Annotated in this window: 16 protein-coding genes and 1 pseudogene; 3 read left to right on the top strand and 14 right to left on the bottom strand. The window is 42.0% G+C overall.

The window, feature by feature from the left end; genetic code table 11:
• Positions 1–274 precede the first annotated feature (274 nt).
• The 5 genes and pseudogenes from AACR09_RS10440 to AACR09_RS10420 all read right to left on the bottom strand — a co-directional run bounded on the left by AACR09_RS10440 (position 275) and on the right by AACR09_RS10420 (position 4,928).
• The gene (locus tag AACR09_RS10440; protein ID WP_193834918.1) at positions 275–1,894 is read right to left on the bottom strand and encodes an endonuclease; all 1,620 of its coding nucleotides are present in this window, start codon (positions 1,892–1,894) and stop codon (positions 275–277) included.
• 432 nt (positions 1,895–2,326) lie between these two features.
• Positions 2,327–2,419 (bottom strand): annotated as a pseudogene (locus tag AACR09_RS10435) (Lrp/AsnC family transcriptional regulator); the annotation flags it as partial.
• Positions 2,420–2,544: 125 nt separating this feature from the next.
• Complete coding sequence (locus AACR09_RS10430) at positions 2,545–3,552, bottom strand: tetratricopeptide repeat protein (protein WP_193834917.1); 1,008 nt, start codon at positions 3,550–3,552, stop codon at positions 2,545–2,547.
• Between the two features lie 159 nt (positions 3,553–3,711).
• Positions 3,712–4,230, bottom strand: coding sequence for a hypothetical protein (locus AACR09_RS10425; protein ID WP_054543121.1), 519 nt, complete (start codon positions 4,228–4,230; stop codon positions 3,712–3,714).
• A 242-nt stretch (positions 4,231–4,472) separates the two neighbouring features.
• Positions 4,473–4,928: an Lrp/AsnC family transcriptional regulator gene (locus tag AACR09_RS10420; RefSeq protein WP_012604166.1), complete on the bottom strand. Its 456-nt coding sequence runs from the start codon at positions 4,926–4,928 to the stop codon at positions 4,473–4,475.
• Between the two features lie 142 nt (positions 4,929–5,070).
• Between AACR09_RS10420 and AACR09_RS10415 the strand changes: the two genes are divergently transcribed.
• Entirely contained in the window at positions 5,071–6,882 is a 1,812-nt protein-coding gene (locus AACR09_RS10415; protein WP_193834916.1) for a PLP-dependent transferase, read from the top strand.
• Positions 6,883–7,091: 209 nt separating this feature from the next.
• Here the strand turns inward: AACR09_RS10415 and AACR09_RS10410 are convergent, their stop codons facing one another.
• The 4 genes from AACR09_RS10410 to AACR09_RS10395 all read right to left on the bottom strand — a co-directional run bounded on the left by AACR09_RS10410 (position 7,092) and on the right by AACR09_RS10395 (position 10,964).
• On the bottom strand, positions 7,092–7,616 hold the full coding sequence (locus AACR09_RS10410) for a MerR family transcriptional regulator (RefSeq protein ID WP_108122689.1): 525 nt from the start codon (positions 7,614–7,616) through the stop codon (positions 7,092–7,094).
• Positions 7,610–8,476 (bottom strand): DMT family transporter, encoded by an 867-nt coding sequence (locus tag AACR09_RS10405; protein WP_193835045.1) that lies wholly within the window; start codon positions 8,474–8,476, stop codon positions 7,610–7,612. The genes AACR09_RS10410 and AACR09_RS10405 overlap by 7 nt, the downstream gene beginning before the upstream one ends.
• 303 nt (positions 8,477–8,779) lie before the next feature.
• Complete coding sequence (locus AACR09_RS10400; protein WP_193834915.1) at positions 8,780–9,673, bottom strand: nuclear transport factor 2 family protein; 894 nt, start codon at positions 9,671–9,673, stop codon at positions 8,780–8,782.
• Positions 9,674–10,121: 448 nt separating this feature from the next.
• Positions 10,122–10,964 (bottom strand): LysR family transcriptional regulator, encoded by an 843-nt coding sequence (locus AACR09_RS10395; RefSeq protein WP_193834914.1) that lies wholly within the window; start codon positions 10,962–10,964, stop codon positions 10,122–10,124.
• A gap of 193 nt (positions 10,965–11,157) precedes the next feature.
• Between AACR09_RS10395 and AACR09_RS10390 the strand changes: the two genes are divergently transcribed.
• Positions 11,158–11,547, top strand: coding sequence for a DOPA 4,5-dioxygenase family protein (locus AACR09_RS10390; RefSeq protein ID WP_193834913.1), 390 nt, complete (start codon positions 11,158–11,160; stop codon positions 11,545–11,547).
• Positions 11,548–11,808: 261 nt separating this feature from the next.
• Here AACR09_RS10390 and AACR09_RS10385 read toward each other — a convergent pair whose 3' ends face one another.
• Together AACR09_RS10385 and accD are read right to left on the bottom strand one after the other, a co-directional pair.
• On the bottom strand, positions 11,809–12,054 hold the full coding sequence (locus AACR09_RS10385; RefSeq protein WP_061025344.1) for a hypothetical protein: 246 nt from the start codon (positions 12,052–12,054) through the stop codon (positions 11,809–11,811).
• A gap of 320 nt (positions 12,055–12,374) precedes the next feature.
• Positions 12,375–13,241, bottom strand: a complete 867-nt coding sequence (gene accD / locus AACR09_RS10380; RefSeq protein WP_102502920.1) for an acetyl-CoA carboxylase, carboxyltransferase subunit beta — start codon at positions 13,239–13,241, stop codon at positions 12,375–12,377.
• 121 nt (positions 13,242–13,362) lie between these two features.
• Here accD and AACR09_RS10375 point away from each other — a divergent pair, with 121 nt between their 5' ends.
• Positions 13,363–14,274 (top strand): LysR family transcriptional regulator, encoded by a 912-nt coding sequence (locus AACR09_RS10375; protein ID WP_193834912.1) that lies wholly within the window; start codon positions 13,363–13,365, stop codon positions 14,272–14,274.
• A 272-nt stretch (positions 14,275–14,546) separates the two neighbouring features.
• Here AACR09_RS10375 and AACR09_RS10370 read toward each other — a convergent pair whose 3' ends face one another.
• The 3 genes from AACR09_RS10370 to AACR09_RS10360 form a co-directional block, all read right to left on the bottom strand.
• Positions 14,547–15,518 carry a Solitary outer membrane autotransporter beta-barrel domain gene (locus AACR09_RS10370; protein WP_228010497.1) on the bottom strand — a complete coding sequence of 324 codons (972 nt, stop codon included), beginning with the start codon at positions 15,516–15,518 and terminating at the stop codon, positions 14,547–14,549.
• Between the two features lie 593 nt (positions 15,519–16,111).
• The gene (locus tag AACR09_RS10365) at positions 16,112–17,080 is read right to left on the bottom strand and encodes a nucleoside hydrolase (protein WP_193834911.1); all 969 of its coding nucleotides are present in this window, start codon (positions 17,078–17,080) and stop codon (positions 16,112–16,114) included.
• Positions 17,081–17,750: 670 nt separating this feature from the next.
• Positions 17,751–18,644, bottom strand: an 894-nt coding sequence (locus tag AACR09_RS10360; protein ID WP_228010495.1) for an FUSC family protein, incomplete at its 5' end; no start/stop codon positions are given.

Raw genomic sequence — 18,644 nt, 5'->3', positions numbered from 1 at the left:
TCAAAGCTCGGCCTATGAAGGTTCTGGGTATAAATGAGCTACAGCTTCCCTTAAATTAGCAATTCATAGATAACTAAAGGTATGGAAAGTCGCTTAACGTAGCGTCCAGTATTGATGGTGCAGACCACTGACAACTATACGGACCTTCATGACAATATGCTTTTTCACATATTTTAAGTCATGCTCTCTAATGCCCATCAATAAAAAAGCCCAAACAAAGGATTGGGCTCAATTCAATAATCATTAAACCATTGTCATGGTGGTTATATTCCGATTAATTTCCCCAGATTTGGCTTACAAACTCTGGATGGTCAATAAACGGATTACGATTCCCTTGGAAATCATGTACCGCCTTATTTCGGTCGATTTCTTTTTGGCTTACTGGATCTTCAGAATGCCAACGCTTTAGCATAGTAAGTAGCCAAGGTTCAAAAACGGTTGTATTGGTTCCATCCAGAGCGGCATCCGAGCTTGTAGAGTTTCCTTCCCAATTAGCGATTTCATTTTCATAGCGTGTTGCCATGTAGAAATATGCTCTTGCGAAATCACCTTTAAACTCATCAATTGGCTCAAACACCGTACCTGCATAACCAAGAGAATTTGCTGCACTGCCTAACTTAGAACCATTGCTTGATGTGTATGTCGCGCTACTCACCTCACCAAATGGCCAATTACTACGTTTCGAGTTAACGTAGCCATCAGTGGCAAATAAATGGTGACCGTCAGAGTTCATTGGCTCGACTTTCCCACCAAACCAGCTTTTCGGGAATGAGTGCTCACGGTTGTAGCAATCACCTTCTTTGCTGTATTGACCACATTGATCGGCCACCTTAGTAAATTGGATTGAATCTGAGCCTGAAGGTTTCTCCGAATACATATCGAGAATTGACCCATCGGTGTCATAGTATGCGTCTAGGTCCGCCTCAGACACTAACGTCCAAATAGCGGTGTAACCCTGACTAATATGATTATCAATAATTTGATATAAGGCCGTTTTTAACGCAAAGCCCACTTTACCTTCAGCGTCTTTGTAATACTCACCTAACACTGGTGGTTCAGTTGGTGGTGTAGTAGTTGAGCCACCAATCGTAAATTCTGTACTCTGACTTGCTTGGAAATCACCACCAGATGCCACAACGGTTCCGTTTACCGACAAACTGTATGAACCATTCCCCACACTGCAGCACATTCCATCTCCATAAGAGTCTGAGACTTCTAGGGTGTAGCTACCATCCGCTAAACACATTTCCACTTCATTGTTGGTGTTACTTTGATAGTCTGAACCAGAATAAAGAGTTTGAGAAACTGAGTTTTTGAGAGACCAACTGGTTTCAGAGCCATAGTTATCCGTCACTACCGTGAGTGCGGCACTTGTGTCATTGCAGCTTTGTGTTGGTGGAGTCTCCGTAGGCTGAAAGTTATCTAAATACACCACTTCCGAACCATCAAAACCAGCATCATCATAAAATCGTATGCCCACAACGATATCTTTAGTGCTCGTAGCGCTGTACGAGTGAGTCAATGCCTGCCACTGATTCGTTAAACCATTATTCGAGTAGCCTAAATAGCCATCAACAAAAAGGCGAGCTTTCACGTTACCTTCAGTGTGATAAACATCGACAGAGAAATCATAAGTTTTCCCTTGTTCAACACTTATCGTTTGAAGAAAATCGGTATTACTTTGAGTACTTGTATTCACTGTGACTTGTGCAGAGAAACTGCCGTTATTTACAGGGTCGGTAGAGGGTGATACCGCAATGCCGGAATCAATTACACTCCATCCAGATGGTACGTTTCCTTCCCAGTTTTCGAAACTTCCATTTTGCATTTGCGCATGCGCACTCGCTGAACAAAGTAATGCAACGCCACTTAGTGTTATTATTCTATTTATCATATAACCTTCTGTTTAATTGGATAAAAACCAACTAAGCTTAGAAAGTAATCAAAAGATGAATGGAGATAAACATCACATTTATAAATGTAAGTAACATTACTTTTATTAATATATGTGATGTAAAGCAATGTGATATCGACCTATCAAATGCTTTCACAAGCTAGATTATTGAAACAAGGTTCATCTTGGCTTTCAGGGGAAAGCTGCGATGAACCCAAAATAAGCACTTATTCACAAGCCCTGCTTATAGTAAATGTAACCTCTACTAAAGCTCGATTCAGCCCTTACCTAACCAACTGAAAATTATGCGCACAATTCAGTTTGGTTCTAATTTCTAGTTGAAGACCGTGCAAGCACATATTGCTTCCGATTCAAGGCATGAGGAAGATCAGCCTCTAGCGCCCCTTAAACCCAAACAACAGCGTCACACATTTATCTCACGGGAAGCTTGGTCTTTGTTTTTACCTGACCGAAGGCGAAGCTGGATTCAATAGAAGCAATATTGGGCAGGCGTGTTAATTGCTCTGTAGATAGAATTAAGGCCTCGGGTGTGCGAGGCCTTAGTTTTGAGGCTATTACAATAAACCGATCTCTAACAGGTAATTGGGTCGAAGCGTTCGAGTCCATACCAATTAGAGTCGTTATTATCCTTACCAGATATCTTCAATTAAAGAGTCTTTGAGTTGCTCAGCAGCGGCAATGTTTTCTTTCGACATGTATTGCTTAACGTCAATTATCTCTTTCTCTGCATCAGAGTTTCCGTATTCCTGCGCGATTTCAAACCATGCTAACGCTTTAACAAAATCGCTCCATGTTCCGTGGCCATTACGGTAAGCGTAACCAACGGAATACTGACCATAATCGTTGCCCTGCATTGCGGCGCTAGTGTAATACTCTAATGCTTTTTTTGCGTCTGTAGTTTTGAAACCACAAGATTTTTTGTATCGAGTAGAAGAGTAAATATCACCCATCTTCACATAGGAAAGTGTATGTTCATCTTCTTCAATGGCGTTGCTAAATAATTGCATCGCTTTAGAGCAACTCTTTTCAACGCCTTGTCCATTTAGGTAAGAAATACCCAAGTTGTACATGGCACTTGCATCGCCTAAGTTTGCCGATTGCTCAAACCAATAAGCAGATTTGGAGAAGTCTTGAGTGACGCCTTGACCTTCATCGTATGAAAATGCGAGTTGATACATAGCGTCAGAATACCCCGCTTTTGCAGAAGCTAGGTAATAGTCATTGCCTTTCTTTAAGTCGACAGGTGTACCTTCACCATCAAAATACATTACGCCTAATGAGTAGAGCACATAAGGGTCTTTGCTGGTTTCAGCTTTATGGTACCAAGCCAGTGCTTTCTCGTACTGTTCGTCGTAGTAATACTTATCTGCCAAGGTAATAATTGCTTTCACCTCACCAGACTCCGCGAGTTGATTCATGTACTCATAACCGCGTTCTAGGTTTTCTTCATACATTGAATCTTCAATCAGAAGGTTAGCAGCCTGCATCAGCAATTCGTTATCGCTAGAGTTTTCTGCCGCCTTTAACAATGCGAGCTCTTTGCCCTCAAAAGCTTCAATCTCAAGATCGTATGCAAAAGCATTAGCTGACAACAGCAACGACAGTGACGTTAAAAAAGTACAACTTTGTTTCATCATTCAAGCCATTTATTATATTAGTTAAGTTTCACATAAATATAACAAGGTAGCCTTGAAAAAAAAGGAGTTTTTCGGAATGTCGGTCTCTAGATTTACTACAATGAGATCTAGGGCTTTTCCGAGTGCTAGAGCACCAGAATCGTTTAGCGAAGTTACTTTCTATGGAACATTAGTAAACACACAATATTCTTGAAAAACATGATCCTTTTGAGCTCTGCTCATTTTTGTACATACATCGAGCAGGTGCTTGTAGATGTCAACTCTCCCTTCAAAAAAGTCATGTATTAAACTCAAATTCCCATTTGTCAGTTTTGGATAAAAGTATGCTGAGTAGTAACTTCCGTTATTATCAAACTCAATTTCAACAATGATATTCTCAGCATGAAGCTCAGTTACATCCAACATATCTACTAAAGCCGGCTTTGTTTCATAAAATTTTGCTGTTAGTGGATTTAAATATACTGACATTAATCTAGCAGACTCTGTTGTTATTATTTCTATATCTTTCGAGTCGGTGGTGCGGTTAACTTTGAACTTGATAACATAGGCTTCTGGAGATGGATGCCATAAAATAGAAGCTAAACAAATAGACCTCGTTTCTTCTACTCTTTCACATGCAAGACTGTTTTCTAAATCAGGCTGGCTAACAACGATATAGTCATTACTGGTTATAGCCATCGTTGAACTGCCAAAAAACAAGAAAAACAGTATCACTATTAAATGCACAAAATTCATTTTTAGCTATCGCCGCCTAAGGATTGGGTGAATGGGCTTTATATAGATATTATGAGACCTTTCATTTTAAATTTAAATCAATTACTTAGTAAGTTTATAGGTCACAATGAAAATATGTAACTCTTGCTACGTTGCTTCATGTCAGTCTCTAGCACTCCTCAAACCCAAATAGCTGCGCCCTGCATTTATCTCACGGGCAGCTTGGTCTTAGTTTTTACCTGACCGAAGGCGAAGCTGGATTCAATAGAAGCAATATTGGGCAGGCGAGTTAGTTGTTTACGGATGAACTGCTCGTAGCTTTTGAGCGATTCACTGACCACATGCAACAGGTAGTCGTGATTGCCTGTCATCAGAAAGCACTCTAATACTTCATCAATCACTTCAATGTGCTGCTCAAAGTCTCGCATATTCTCTTCAGTTGGCTTTTCAAGTTTCACCAACACAAATACATTCACAGGCAAGCCGCATGCTTCTTGGTCGACACTGGCGTGATAGCCGCGAATAATCCCTTGTTTCTCTAATGCTCGAACTCGGCGTAAGCAAGGTGAGGGCGACAGTGCCACGCGATCGGCTAACTCTTGATTAGTCAGGCGGGCGTTGCTTTGCAGTTCAGCCAGTATTTTCTTGTCGATCTCATCCATTGGCATATCCCATCAATATTCAAGCTTATTTGGCAATATTATTGCTCAAAGTGTATGTCTTACTTCGCAAATAGCAATTTTTAGCATCTGCACAAAACTAAAATTAAAGGAGGAACAATAAGCATGGAATGACTTAGGAATTATGAATACATCAACTCAACTTAGCCCGCTGCGTAAAACAACCAAACATGAACAAGCAGAAGCCCTTGCCATTGAGCAAGCAAAGCATTTTGGTATCGACCCAAACAGTGATTACGGCGTCACGCTGATTGAACTGGCGACGACACTGTACCAAGCCAATACCAAGACTCACGATCTTTGGGCATTGACGGTTGATGGACTTTCAGAACTCGACAAGAGTGACCGAATCGCTTGGTTTAACGCTAAACGTTTCTTGTCATTCCAGATAGCTAAGATCCTCGACAACCTGCAAAACCCAATGCGTGCTACTTACCAATCTATTGCTACCAATAATGGCAATTTTGCGTCTAAAGGTGCGTATCCTATCTTCGATAATGTGGCGGCTATCTTTTCGGCAAGCCCGGTTATTACGCGCACAGCCACGTATTTGTTTGCATGTACAGAATGGATTGAAGATGCGTTTAACGGTAAAGAGCCGCTGCACGATATTTACTCTCGACTGCTTAATCCAACATCGATTTCACTGGCTAATCACATGGTTGATATTGAGGCAGGCTCTAGAGCCAATGAGTACCTCGCATGGAACTTTAACTCGGGTATGGCGGCTATTGATGGGTTGTTGAGCCATTTACTTGGCCATGAAGACATTGTCTTGGCTTCACGTAATATCTATGGCGGTTCTTACCAGCTGTTGGAAGATTGGTTTGGCAAGCCTTCGAATCTGAATGTCGCGGTAGAGTGGGTGGATGGTTACTCCGGTGATGAGTTCGCGAAGCGCCTTGATGAGGTTGCTCATAAATACGCAGATCGCCTCGCTGCGGGTAAAAAAATCTACGTTTACCTAGAGTCACCATGTAACCCACATGGATACGTGTTAGATGTTGCTAGCATCAGTAAAGCTGGTCACTCTCGTGGCTGGGATGTGATTGTTGACTCAACAGTGGGGACTCCATTGCTGCATCCAGTACTAAAACGCGACGATGTGGCTGAAAGACCCGATTATGTCATTCACTCTTACACCAAAGAACTGGCGGGTTCTGGCACCACAACCGCTGGAGTTGTGATTGGCCGCAACGAGACCATGTTTATTCCAAAAGGAGAGGAGGTCACTTTCACCAAGTCCAACGGCGATGAGGTCACCATTCCATGGAACGAAACGCTGTTTTGGAATGTGTACTACATTAAGGGCGCATTCCTAGACGCAGACAAAGCGTTTGAAGTGCTCAATGGTATGAAAACGTATGAGATGCGAGTGGTGCAAAAGACCATCAACACCCTGACTCTCGCGAAGATCTTTGATGCTCACCCAGACATCAATGTGTCGTGTCCAGCTTTGCCAGACAGCGATAACTATGAACACTGCCAGAACAACATGTACTTGGGTTTACCAGCGGCGCTTTTTACCATCGATATGGAAGGCAACGGCGACCGTGCACCAATCAATCGAGATGGGTTTAAACAGTTCTTTGACATGCTTGAGCCAGCAATCGGCATGCAAGTGAGCCTTGGGCAAACCAACACCGTGGCCTTGTGCCCAGCACTGACCACGCACTCAGAACTCAGTGATGAAGCGCTTAATGAAGCCGGTATCAAACCTACCACTATGCGTATCTCTATCGGCTTGGAAGATCCTCGAATGTTCATTGCTCATATTGTCGAGGCCGCTAAATTGTCGATTGACCGCAAACACGCAGACTTCTCATCGAGCTTCCCGAGTGGTGACAGTATCGATGAAATCTATATGCAAACCTATATGGATGTACACCAGAGGTTTGTGAAGAACTTGCCGAAGTTCAGTCAGCTTACTCAGTAACTTAGGTCAGTAAGGAAAGTTAACAAGAGAAGTCAGTGAAGTAGGGTAGCTGTAAACGTTAAATGAAAAACGTAAGGCCTCGCGTGTGCGAGGCCTTTTGGGTTTTAGGTAGCAGCATAAACCAATCGAGAACAAATCCTAGAAAAATGCGTCGATGAATCACCTAATAGCCTTTAACTCGTGGAATGTGGGCAAATCACTTCAACACCTCACGGCTTTCGTGACCACGCCCTTATTTGCTCAATTTCATCTTCATCGATATTTAAAGATTGAAGGAATTTGAGATGTCCTAGTGGCTCCATCTGCTCAAAGCGTTTGTGCCAATTGATCATACCCTGTTCATCCATCCCTGATTCTTTAAGTATTTCTGTCCAACGCTCTTTGGTGAGTAGGCCTTGATTAAGAAGTTCAGGCTCTTTGAGTAACGCCATAATGGACTGTTGTTGCTGGCGCAACTTTTGAATTTCTAGATCGAGGGCAGCAAACTGTTGTCTTAGTACCACATCTCGGTCTTCATCCTGAGATTGCTGTAGCAGGCTCTCAATCTCACTGACGGGAATACCATAAGAGCGATAGGCAAGTATTGCTCTAAACCTTTCAAGCTCTCGTTCGCCATATTGGCGATAACCGTTAGGTGTTCTAGCTGCGGGAGTGATTAGCCCCTTTCGCTCGTAGTAGAGAACCGTTGTTCGAGATACCTCTAGTTGTTCACAAAATTGTTTGATGCTCAACACTTAGGGCTATCCTCTTTGGTTGTTTGATAGTGAGACCAAATCAATGGAATCAATGCACTAATAAGAATAATCAGTGCGCCAATCATTGACCATAAATCAGGAATTTCAGAAAAGACAACTAAGCCAATAATAAGTGAATAGATAATCTTTACATACTCAACATTGGCAATGATGTTGGCTTGCGCCCATTTATATGCAGAGATACCAACATACTGAGCAAACGAAGAGATGATGCCAACTAACAGCAGTAACATAAAGTCTTCGACTGTTGGTGTGCGCCATAAGTAAAGGGTTGGTATTAATGTTATCAAACCAATTGCCAGAGCTTGGTATGCCATCAATGTTATTTTTGGTTCGCTCTGTGCCACTTTCCTAACACACACTACCGCTAACGACGCGCCCAGCGCGGCAATCACGCCAGATAAAACATAAAGGCTATGGCTTGCAGCAAAGGTCGGTCGAACAACCGTCATTACCCCGATAAATCCAACCACAATCGTGAAAATTCGACTGCGGGTGATCTGCTCTGCCAATACGAAATGAGAGATTAGAGCTACAAAAAGCACCTGCAAGAAACCGAGTGCTGTTGCGTCAGCAAATGGAATATTGCTTACTGAAATAAAGCCAAAATATAGAGCGGTAAAAGCGCCTAGTATTCTTAGTAGGTGAAGCGATATTTTGTTGGGCTTAAGTAGCACATCGATATTTTTGCTGATCGCAGGCATGAGCAACAACATAAAAATGAACTGGCGAAAGAACAGGATCTGAAAGGTGTCATAGTGTGTGCTGAGCTGTCGAACAAATACCCCAACGATCGTAAACAGTGCTGTAGATATAAGGGCAAGAGTGATCCCTTTCATTGTCGATGGTAGATGGTCGAAGAGCTGAAATAGCTTTGACTGCTGTAAGTCTCGTAATTGGTGCAACGAAATGTGCCTCTTTAGTCATGATAAGCATAAGGCTAATCATTCTAAAGTCGTTACCTGTAGACAGGTCAAGTGGTATGAGTGGTCAACGGCTAGAAAAAGAAATTAGCCACAGAGGTGGCTATTATTCAAATGTTAATGGGTCATTTCCTATAACATAAGGCAAATATGAGCGGAAAAAGTAGTTTTTTGGACAACACTGATGTTGAGCACTTTTTCCACTCAATGAAGCTGCAATTAACGTTGGCTAGGGTAACCAAACACATCGTTCTCGTTGGCTGACTCTCCAGTTTGAGTTTCTGCAATATCCCAATGCTCTACTATTTCCCCTTCGCTATTAAAGCGGAAGATATCAATGTAACCAACACCTAAATCGCCTTTTTTACCTAGGTCAGTTTGCTTAGAATGAACAAGAACCATGTCACCCATCGCGATTGTTTTTGCTATCTCCGTTTTTAACTTGGTCCCGTTACTGTTTAAGTAATCGAGGTAACCAACCAATGCTTTTCTACCATTTGGAACCTCTGGGTTGTGTTGAATGTAGGTTTCGCTAGAAATATACTTTTTTAACGCACTTGTATTCGCTGGGTTATCAAAGCTTTTCAACACAGCAATGGCTCTGCCTCGATTACGCTCGATGTCTTGAGTTGCATCATAGATATTCGCGTCTGGCCCTTGGTACATGGTGTTTTTGTTTTCAGATTTTTCCGGAACTTGTTGGTAGTGATCCCAATGCTCTACCAGCATGCCATTTTCTTCTCTCCAGATATCAACATAAACATATTCCGCACCGTCTGAAGTTGTCCAAACAGAGTGTATTGCGACATAAGGACCTTCTGCAATGGTACGGTAGATATCTACTTTCACGCCAGGATCAGCAGTTAACTCGCCAGCTACCGCTTTAATCAGTTCTGCTGGTCCATCGCCATACGCTGTAGCGTGTTGGATGTAAGTGTCACCAACGTACTTTCCAAAGTTGTTCAAATTCCTATAAACCAGTACATCTTCATAGAAGCCTTCCGCTAGTTTAATGGATTGATTAGTTTGAGCGTCAATGGTGCTTAGGTTCGCAAAGCTTGGGGCAGTAAATAGACAAACAGCCATTCCGATTGCAACAGATTTAATAGACATGATTCTTCCTTTTTAGGTTTGTTTTGTTTGAGCACCTGTATGCTAGCCAGTCTAATTAATTAAAAAAATAGGGCATTATTCATACTTCTCATGAATAAATTCGATTGGTTGTAGTTGTTGTGGTGAGATGGTGGTTGCGGCGAGGTGGTAGGTAAAGTCTATTACTTAAATCTAGATCTAATGATGGTCACGGGATACTGGCTGGGATCTGATAACTACTTATTTTAAAGGGCAAATCAGAGCAATATAATTACTCTGAATAGATGAATAGATGAATAGATGAATAGATGAATAGATGAATAGATGAATAGATGAATAGATGAATAGATGAATAGGTGGGTTTAATACTCAGGCGTTTACTTGGTTTCAAAAAACAGAAACTTCATACCATGGTCGGTCTTTTTTAACATACAGTCAAAAAACTAAGAGTATCAATCCCAAATAATACTCACTGTAATCGATTTTTAAGCCAAGAATGACGCTCTGACTGCTTATTTCTATTGTGCCAGACTTTAACAATATTGAAGTGAGGAAGCTCAAAAGGTAAGGGGACCTGCTTAAAGTCTCTAAATAACGTTTCTGACAAGCGAGAAGGCATTGTCACTATGATATTTGTATCTTTAATTAAAGACGCTATTGCCCCAAAACTCGGCGCACTAGCCACGATTTTTCTCTTCACTCCTCGTTTTTTAAGTATTGTGTCTATCTCGGTTTGGTGAGAGTGCTCAAAAGACATGATGGCGTGAGGTTTGGAGCAATATTGCTCTATCGTTGTTGGCGGTGTTTGCTTTTGAGGATTGTAAAAACAGACCTCTTGGTCAGAAAACAACTTAGTTTGAATTAAATCCGACTCGTTACTCGTTAGTTCTGGTGACAAAACAAAATCTACATCGCCAGACCGAAGTAATGAAGCCCACTGAAGTTGAGTTCTGGCTGGAGCTATGTGCAACGAACTCATCGGCGCTGCTTTCTGGAAATCATGAAACATAGGTTTTATAACGGTTTCTATTTCATAGTCGTTAGCCGCGATGGAAAAAACTTTATCATCTATTAGTGGGTTGTATTGTTGTGAGCTTGCGAAGGCTTGCATCGCTATTACGATTTCTCTCGCCTTTTCAATAAGTTCTCCCGCCTTTGGCGTAGGCGCGATGCCTCTTCCTGAAGTGACAAACAATTCATCTTTTATTATTTTGCGCAGTTGGTTAAGCCCATGGCTAACTGTTGATTGAGTAACCCCCATACTATCCGCTGCCTTTGTTACTGATTGGTGTTCGTAAACGCTAATAAACATGCGAAGTAGCCGTCCATCCAACGTAGAGTAATCGAAAGTATTCATAGGTAACATTCAACTTATGCAGTGTATTAATAATATAGGTTGTAACATACTCTTTCTCGATAAAACAGAACCAAAGATTGACTCACCGGAATGAACGATATTTTCGAGTTAATCGTAAATAAAAAATTCCAGTTTATAGAGGTATTTTATGCCCAGTTTCACTCCTCAATTACCAATTGCGTATGGTAATCACCAAGAAGCAATATCTTCTCCAAGGTTAAAAGGTTGGCATGCACATATTTATTTTAATGACTTTACCGAGCAAACGGCTCAAAGGGTAATTAACGATATAGCATTAGAAATTACAGATCTAAGACAAGGCCAACTGCATCGAAAATTGGTTGGCCCTCATCCTTGTTGGAGCTGTCAGCTTTACTTTAAGCCACATTTATTAAGTGATGTAGTCACTTGGTTGACGTTCAACCGAAAAGGCTTAACGATACTTTTTCACCCCATCAGTGGAAATGATTTGTTAGATCATAAAGATAGAGTGTTTTGGATGGGAGATGTCAAAGCCCTAAATCTAGAGAATCTATAAAGCCCCAAATTTGTATCGATGATGAAAACAATGAAAAACATGGAAAGAGGGGTGAAGAATCAAAAGAAGGGAAAGGAAGCGACTCGTTCAAATCCTGGATAAATTGCTCTGGGGGCAACGGTGACAGCAAGCGCTAACTGAGGAAAAAAGCTTTCGCTACAGCCCATGCTGTCAGCATGAAATGGTGTTTATTAAGGTCGCTCGACAGGGTAGTCGAAAGACTGTTGTTAGCGAACTTGGTCACGCCCTCTACTCATCCGCTTACTCTTTGGGCTGGTGACCCGTCTTCTTCGCAAACTTTTGCATAGCTTCGGCAAACGTAGTTGTTCCGCCTTTCGCTTTAACCTGAACCACCTTATATCCCAGGCTTTCTAGCGCTTGGCACTCTACTAAAACCGCTTTGTCATCTGGTTGACTGCCTTGCACAGGTTGATGAATGTAACAGCCTTCTAATTGACCATCTTCGACCAGCTGGTGGTGCTTCAGTGCATTGATATCAAAATTCATAGTAAGTCTTTTCGTTTTAAATGGAGAGTCTCTGTGGCAAAGGCCGCGAGTCTTAATAATTTTATGGTTTGTACCATACGGTATTTTAACTATAAGAAGCTAGTGAAAATACAGTAATCCAATGGAATGTGCTGGGTGCGGTTCGTATTCTCAATCTCTTATTGATCGTATGAAGAGAAGGAACTGAATACCGATCGCGATAAGTACGAGACAAGTGCGCCTTCAGTTTAGCGGCAAAGAATGTTCTCCCCCTCGGTCGTTAATCTAAAGAGATCGCTGAACTTCATTTTGGGAGGAGTTATAGGGCGAGGTGTAGTGGTCTAATGCTCGACTTGAATTTGTGTATTGGTCATCATCGCGATCAGTTTAGCCACTCGTTTACGCATGTCACGTCTACCAACAATCATGTCTAATGCGCCATGTTCTAATAGGAACTCACTCTGCTGAAAATCTTCAGGTAATTTTTCTCGTACCGTTTGTTCAATCACTCTTCGTCCGGCAAAACCAATTCTCGCTTTAGGTTCACCGATATTGATGTCACCAAGCATTGCTATACTTGCTGATACACCGCCAAAGGTTTGGTCGGTTAATACGGAGATATAAGGGAGCTTTGCATCTGATAGCCGTTTTAAAGCAGCACTCGTTTTTGCCATTTGCATTAAAGCCATCAGTGACTCTTGCATACGCGCTCCACCACAAGCCGAAAAGCATACCAATCCACAGTTAGCCTCGATGGCTGCATTAACAGCATCAACAAAGCGAGCGCCCACAACGGCACCCATTGAGCCAGCCATAAAAGAAAATTCGAAAGCGCACGCCACAACAGGCATCCCTAACAACTCTCCCTGCATCGCGACTATTGCATCTTTCTCACCTGTACTTTTTTGGGCTAGGGCAAGGCGCTCTGTGTAGCGTTTATTGTCTTTGAAACTGAGCAAATCTTTCGGCTCGTGTTGTTTGCCTAACTCAGTTTTCATACCTTTATCTAAAAAACTGTCTAAGCGACAGCGTGCCGACATCCTCATGTGGTGATCGCATTTTGGACATACCTCCAGATTTTCATTAAGGGCTATGCTGTACAGGATCTGGTCGCAAGAGGGGCATTTTGTCCATACGCCTTCTGGAATATTCGCTTTACGCGTACTGATTATATTTTTCTTATCTAATAGTTTTTCTATCCAACTCATTGGAAACCTTATCCAGTTCACTTTTAATGATGAGTATTGTATAAGCCTGTTTCTGGTAATAAAGTGGCTAATATTGGCTTTATAATCCAATTAGGTGGGATTATGAGAATGGGTGGGATTAATGGGAATGCTTGAGAAGATTGATCAACAATGGCTAAAAAGTTTTCACTGTGTCTATGAGAACAATAGCTTTAAGAGAGCGGCAGAGTTTCTGTGTTTACCGACATCAAACGTCAGTCGTCATATCGCGTTGCTAGAAGAGCAGCTGGATGCTCGACTTTTTGATAGAACGACTCGCCGAATTTCTTCGACAGAAGCAGGGGACCACCTTTATCTACGAACTCAGCCATTGTTGGATAAACTCAACGATGCCCTGGAGGAGGTGACACAACACTCTCGTGAAGTCATAGGGCAACTCAATGTTTTAATGCCAGACTCACCTGACTTGGCCCAAGCCGTCGTTTCGTTTTGTACTCAATATCCATCTATTTCATTATGTTGTGATACGAGTATCAGCCCTAAAGAGGATCCGCTTGACGGGTTTGACGTTATTTTGAGTTTTCATCGAGGGAAGCTAGAGGATAACAATTGGATAGCGAAAGAGATTAAGCGTTGGCCTAGTGTTGTTGTGGCTTCACCCAAACTTCTTCATACATCTTCTAAGCCTTTTAAGATTACGGATTTGAAACATGTACCTTGTATTAGCAGCTTTACCGCGTTAAATGGTACGCCATGGGTATTTAAGAACGAAACAGGTGAGGTAATTACTCAAAGAGTAAAATCTGCATTTAAAGTGAATAGTGGGCAACTTGCTAAAGCTGGCGCATTGGCTGGTTTGGGGTTTGCGATACTCCCAGCTGAGCTTTGTCGCGATGAAATAGAGACTGGCTCTTTGGAAGTCATAGAACTTGAATACAAACCTGAAGATTTGGTGCTGTACGCCTTTTATGCGTCGAGAAAGCACATAGCAAAAAAGGTTCCGATGTTCATTGAGCACTTATTGTATCAAGCAAATCTAGACGCGCAAAAATAACAGAAAATGCGGAGGCTAGGGGCCCTTCCCTAGGTTAGAGATGTACTCACTATTTATGGATAAAACTAAGACCTCGCGTTTGCGAGGATTTTTGTTTTTCGGGTAGTGATAACAAACTCTTGGACAAAAGCTTGTCAGTGATTTTACTAAATTAGCTTTTCACGGATTACCTGGGGTATTGCAAAACCTCTAACCTTTGGGCCAAATTCACTGAGACACTACATGGCGGCTTACCGCCTGTTTTGTACAAGTTTTATTTAAAGTTCAGTGGCTTAGTTTTGGTTGATCAGCAATACAATCGTGCCACCTTTTAAGCTACTTCCATAATTGAGATTGACGCCAATTCCTATGTTGTCGATATAGGTCTTCAAGAATGGTGCGGAAACTAACCACCCTAAGCCCCATTCATAGAAGTGAGCAGCTCCCAAGGGGGCTTGTAGGTCGGCACCAACGTCGATTCTTCGGACGCTACTAAACAAGGTTTGTTCATACCCTCCCCAGTCCGCGATGTCATAGAATCCTTTCAAACCATTTATCCAGTACCAGCCTTCGGGGTTACCTATGTCGCCATTGTTTGCTTCTCCCCACCCGTGACCATAGAAGTAATTTATTTTACTGTACGCTTCCCAGAGCCCCCATGTCTGAGGCTTTCGATAGTGAGACTCGATGCTTGGTTGCATGGTAAAAGCCCAAGCGTCTGTATTAACTACAAAGCCATCAAGCTGCTCTCGAAAGAGCGTGGTTGTAGGATCGTTGTAATCGTATTTATTCTCAAAATACATCAGATTAGCTCTCATCCCAGAACGTATGCTCCATACTTCTGAGAGAGGATAACTTGACCAGTATTTTGCTCCGGCCGTCATGACATTCTCAGTCGATTTGTCACTGCCGCTGTTTGAGTTTTCTGTAAACTTAAACTCTCTTGTTTGCTCTATGTAGGAAACAAACAAAGATACGTTTTGATTGATCTTTTTCCCATTATTGAGCGTTAATTCATCCAGTTTCCATGTAAATGGTGCGTTGTATACACTAATCTGTTTTCGATTATCCAACGCTTCCATACTCCCTAAGTTGTCCCCAAATACACTGCTCGCATTGAAGTCATGAAAACCCAATGAGATCGCATCACTGTCACTAAGTAGCACAGCCGTTGCAAAATTCTGATCAAGCAGCTTTTTAAACGTATCGTCTGCCTGAGCGAACATTGACGTAAATACAGAAAGATATAAAAGTAGGTATTTCAACGTTCACCACCCTAGTGTGACAACTTAAGCGCACAATTAAGTTATTCATGAGAATTACACTGTATCCTTATAATTGTAGGTCGGTTGCTTTACGAGAGGTAACTACTAGCCACGCAGTCAATACATGTAAACAGGGTGACGCTGTCCTTTTGGTTCTTTTGCTTGTTTAACCTGTAGTGGTCAACAAATACCGGACAGCAATTTCAATTCTGAAGAAAGGAGCTTAAGGAGTTCATCAGTATTTACCGTTGGTTCTGTATTCAAAATAATGCTCCTACCTAAATGGCTTCAATCGACTAGACACACTGATTAGAAAAAATAGGTCAAATACTAGACCGTAAAAAGCATCTGATAAGTCAGTTAACTTTGAAAGGGACATAAGTGAGCTAGTCAATTATCGAACTTAGTCAATGAAAATTACTTTTTGATATGGAAAGACACTTAGCTCGTGTCTTGTATTGATATTGAAGATCAGCTTCATCTGAACCAGATGAAACTGACAGTGCCTTTGAGCGTTTCTACGCAATTGTAGGATTATTGTATCTAGAGCATTAGCCTGTCGCGCATTTCTCAATATTTACGACAGGCCCACTTTATTGCTGTGAATAGTTTATCAATGTCTCTCTGTAGAGTGAGAGTAAAGTATCGCTATCTACTTGAACGCCGACTTGTTGTGCAGGAAATAGACCCCATTCATCATTCATATAGTTACGTTGATCAGCTTTCTGAATGGTCATCCCTTCCGCTGGCCCATCTGTGACAACCCTGACCGGGCCATTACGACTTGTAAAAAGAGACGGTTGGATAACATAAGCAATGGCTGATGGGTCATGAACATGACAACCATCCATTCCTACTTTGTCAGAATAAAACTTTAAGTAGTAACGGCTAATGTCCCAGATGAACTGCCCAACTTCTCCAGCGTCATCTCGCAACTCATCAAGGTATTGACTGGTAAAAAAACTCTCCTCTGTAACATCGAGCCCGATAATGACTACTGGCCATGATGCCGTAAACACCTTATCGGCAGCATGAGGGTCATCATGAATATTCGCTTCGGCAAATGGTGTTACATTCCCTCTGTGGCCGTTTTCACCGAATGCACCACCCATAACGACCACTTCTTTTACCAAGTCGACGATGTCAGGAGCAGCTTCCAGTGCAAGTGCAAGATTAGTCAGAGGACCGACAGCCACAAGAGTGATCTCTCTAGGTTCAGCTCGAACACTGTCGATAATGAACTGATAAGCTGGCTTTTTAATCGCTTCATAATCTAGCGAACTTGGTGTCGTCACATCACCCAACCCCGTTTCACCATGCACAACAACCGTTGCTCCAACAGGATCTCTTAACAAGGGCTTATCCGAACCTTTAGCAACGAGTGCCTTCATACCGAATTTTTGCTTCAGATAGAGAGCATTTTGAGTGCCATTGTCTATCGTCGCATTTCCATAAACGGTCGTGATCCCCATCAGCTCAATATCTGGATGTGCTTCTGCAAATAGGATTGCCATTGCATCATCGATGCCCGGATCTGTATCTAGGATGATTTTCTTTGTCATATCAGCTTCTAATTAAACAGTTGAGAGGAGTAGACGATACCTAGAAAAAACACTGATGAACGTGACTTGAATCTCATGATGAGAGCAATTTAAATTAAACACTCAAGGTTTGAATTTCTCGTATGAATATTGTACTCCGGTCATTTTGTTTCCGCCTTTTCTAAGGTATTAGTACCTTTAAAATATTGGAAAAATTCACCATGTCACTACAAGTTTTCTGACAGTGATGGACCACCAGTAGAATAGAATGTTCGATACTAAAGAAAGTTATCACGATGTATGTGGTGAATTTAATAATGGCTTTTAAATCAGTTGCTTATGGTGGGGTTTTTTATTTTTAAGATTCCAAGATCAAAAACGAAGTAGGTCCTGATTTGGAATGGATGCCATCTACAAATAATGATGTTGTAAACGTTATAAATTCTCTAAACGAATTGGTTTTGCACGGTCACTTAAGGCAATTAGGTCGATGTGGCCGTTATGACCATATATATTCAATAACTGAAAAAGAACGTAAGTATTGGAATGAGTTAAATAACAAGTTTTAGATACTCTTCTTTGTCCTAAAAGTGTGCCAAACGCTTAGCTCTAAAAATACAGATCAAAATCTGAGTGGCCATTGGTGTTTAAGATCTTTGGTATTTAAGTCCTTTGATCGTTAAGCCCTGATTTAGCCTTCTAGATTACGCCGAACTAAATCGTGCATTTGTTTTACTGTCATCAGTGCTAACCAGATGATTTCTTCTACCGAACGTTGACCTGTTGTGGAAGTTGGGTGACCGGTATCGGTTTGATTGGTTAGCGCGGGCAGCTCATGGACGCGGTTATCACGAATGGTATTGATCAATGCATCCATCGCATCATGAATTAAGCGTTCGACTTGTTGTGAACCTTGGTATTGCGTGCCTTTTCTGACCAGCGGAATCAGCAAGCAGAGATAATGGCTTAATAATCGATAGTGACTCAGCATATCTTCATAATAGTGAGGATCGGCACGAGTGTGTTTTGGCTCTTGCTGCATCTCATTGTAAATCAGCTCAAGGTCGCTTTCGGCGGTTAGCATAGCGGCACGTTGCTTGGTTAGCGCAATATGGTCATGTTGTTCGGTGCCAATTTGCAGCTGTTCGTAGCAATACACAAATAAGCTTTTTGAACTATTAAGCGCTTTTAATGCTTGAGTGTGGATCTCTTTGCCTCGCCATTGCGGCCATAACAAACTATATCCGAGCAGGACAATCGCGCCCCCGACTATGTTGTCGATCAAACGTGGTGCTGCAAAGTCGAGCCCTTGGTGCGCCATGGCCTGATACACCAAAATCAATAGCGCCGTAATACAACCAATGGCTAGCGAGTAATGGCGCATAATATTAAGCATCGCGACAGGCAAGAGGATAACGATAAGCGTATACATCGCGGTCGTTGGTACGCCAATGTGAATTAAAGAGGTCGCGAACAGCACACCAAGCGCCGTACCTAAACAGCGTTGCCACGTTTTACTTCGTGTCGCCAAGAAGCTTGGTTGAATCACCATTAACATCGAAATCAGAACCCAATCAGGGCGAAT

Source organism: Vibrio sp. OPT20, from assembly GCF_963889365.1.
Lineage (GTDB): Bacteria > Pseudomonadota > Gammaproteobacteria > Enterobacterales > Vibrionaceae > Vibrio > Vibrio splendidus.
The sequence above is the reverse complement of the archived record's forward strand: the minus strand, read 5'-3'. Positions and strand labels throughout refer to the sequence as shown.

Excerpts from the sequence above, each read along its gene's own strand:
- AACR09_RS10440 (WP_193834918.1), bottom strand. The coding sequence starts at position 1,894 with ATGATAAATAGAATAATAACACTAAGTGGCGTTGCATTACTTTGTTCA.
- AACR09_RS10430 (WP_193834917.1), bottom strand. The coding sequence starts at position 3,552 with ATGATGAAACAAAGTTGTACTTTTTTAACGTCACTGTCGTTGCTGTTG.
- AACR09_RS10425 (WP_054543121.1), bottom strand. The coding sequence starts at position 4,230 with ATGGCTATAACCAGTAATGACTATATCGTTGTTAGCCAGCCTGATTTA.
- AACR09_RS10420 (WP_012604166.1), bottom strand. The coding sequence starts at position 4,928 with ATGGATGAGATCGACAAGAAAATACTGGCTGAACTGCAAAGCAACGCC.
- AACR09_RS10415 (WP_193834916.1), top strand. The coding sequence starts at position 5,071 with ATGAATACATCAACTCAACTTAGCCCGCTGCGTAAAACAACCAAACAT.
- AACR09_RS10405 (WP_193835045.1), bottom strand. The coding sequence starts at position 8,476 with ATGAAAGGGATCACTCTTGCCCTTATATCTACAGCACTGTTTACGATC.
- AACR09_RS10400 (WP_193834915.1), bottom strand. The coding sequence starts at position 9,673 with ATGTCTATTAAATCTGTTGCAATCGGAATGGCTGTTTGTCTATTTACT.
- AACR09_RS10395 (WP_193834914.1), bottom strand. The coding sequence starts at position 10,964 with ATGTTTATTAGCGTTTACGAACACCAATCAGTAACAAAGGCAGCGGAT.
- AACR09_RS10390 (WP_193834913.1), top strand. The coding sequence starts at position 11,158 with ATGCCCAGTTTCACTCCTCAATTACCAATTGCGTATGGTAATCACCAA.
- AACR09_RS10385 (WP_061025344.1), bottom strand. The coding sequence starts at position 12,054 with ATGAATTTTGATATCAATGCACTGAAGCACCACCAGCTGGTCGAAGAT.
- accD (WP_102502920.1), bottom strand. The coding sequence starts at position 13,241 with ATGAGTTGGATAGAAAAACTATTAGATAAGAAAAATATAATCAGTACG.
- AACR09_RS10375 (WP_193834912.1), top strand. The coding sequence starts at position 13,363 with ATGGGAATGCTTGAGAAGATTGATCAACAATGGCTAAAAAGTTTTCAC.
- AACR09_RS10365 (WP_193834911.1), bottom strand. The coding sequence starts at position 17,080 with ATGACAAAGAAAATCATCCTAGATACAGATCCGGGCATCGATGATGCA.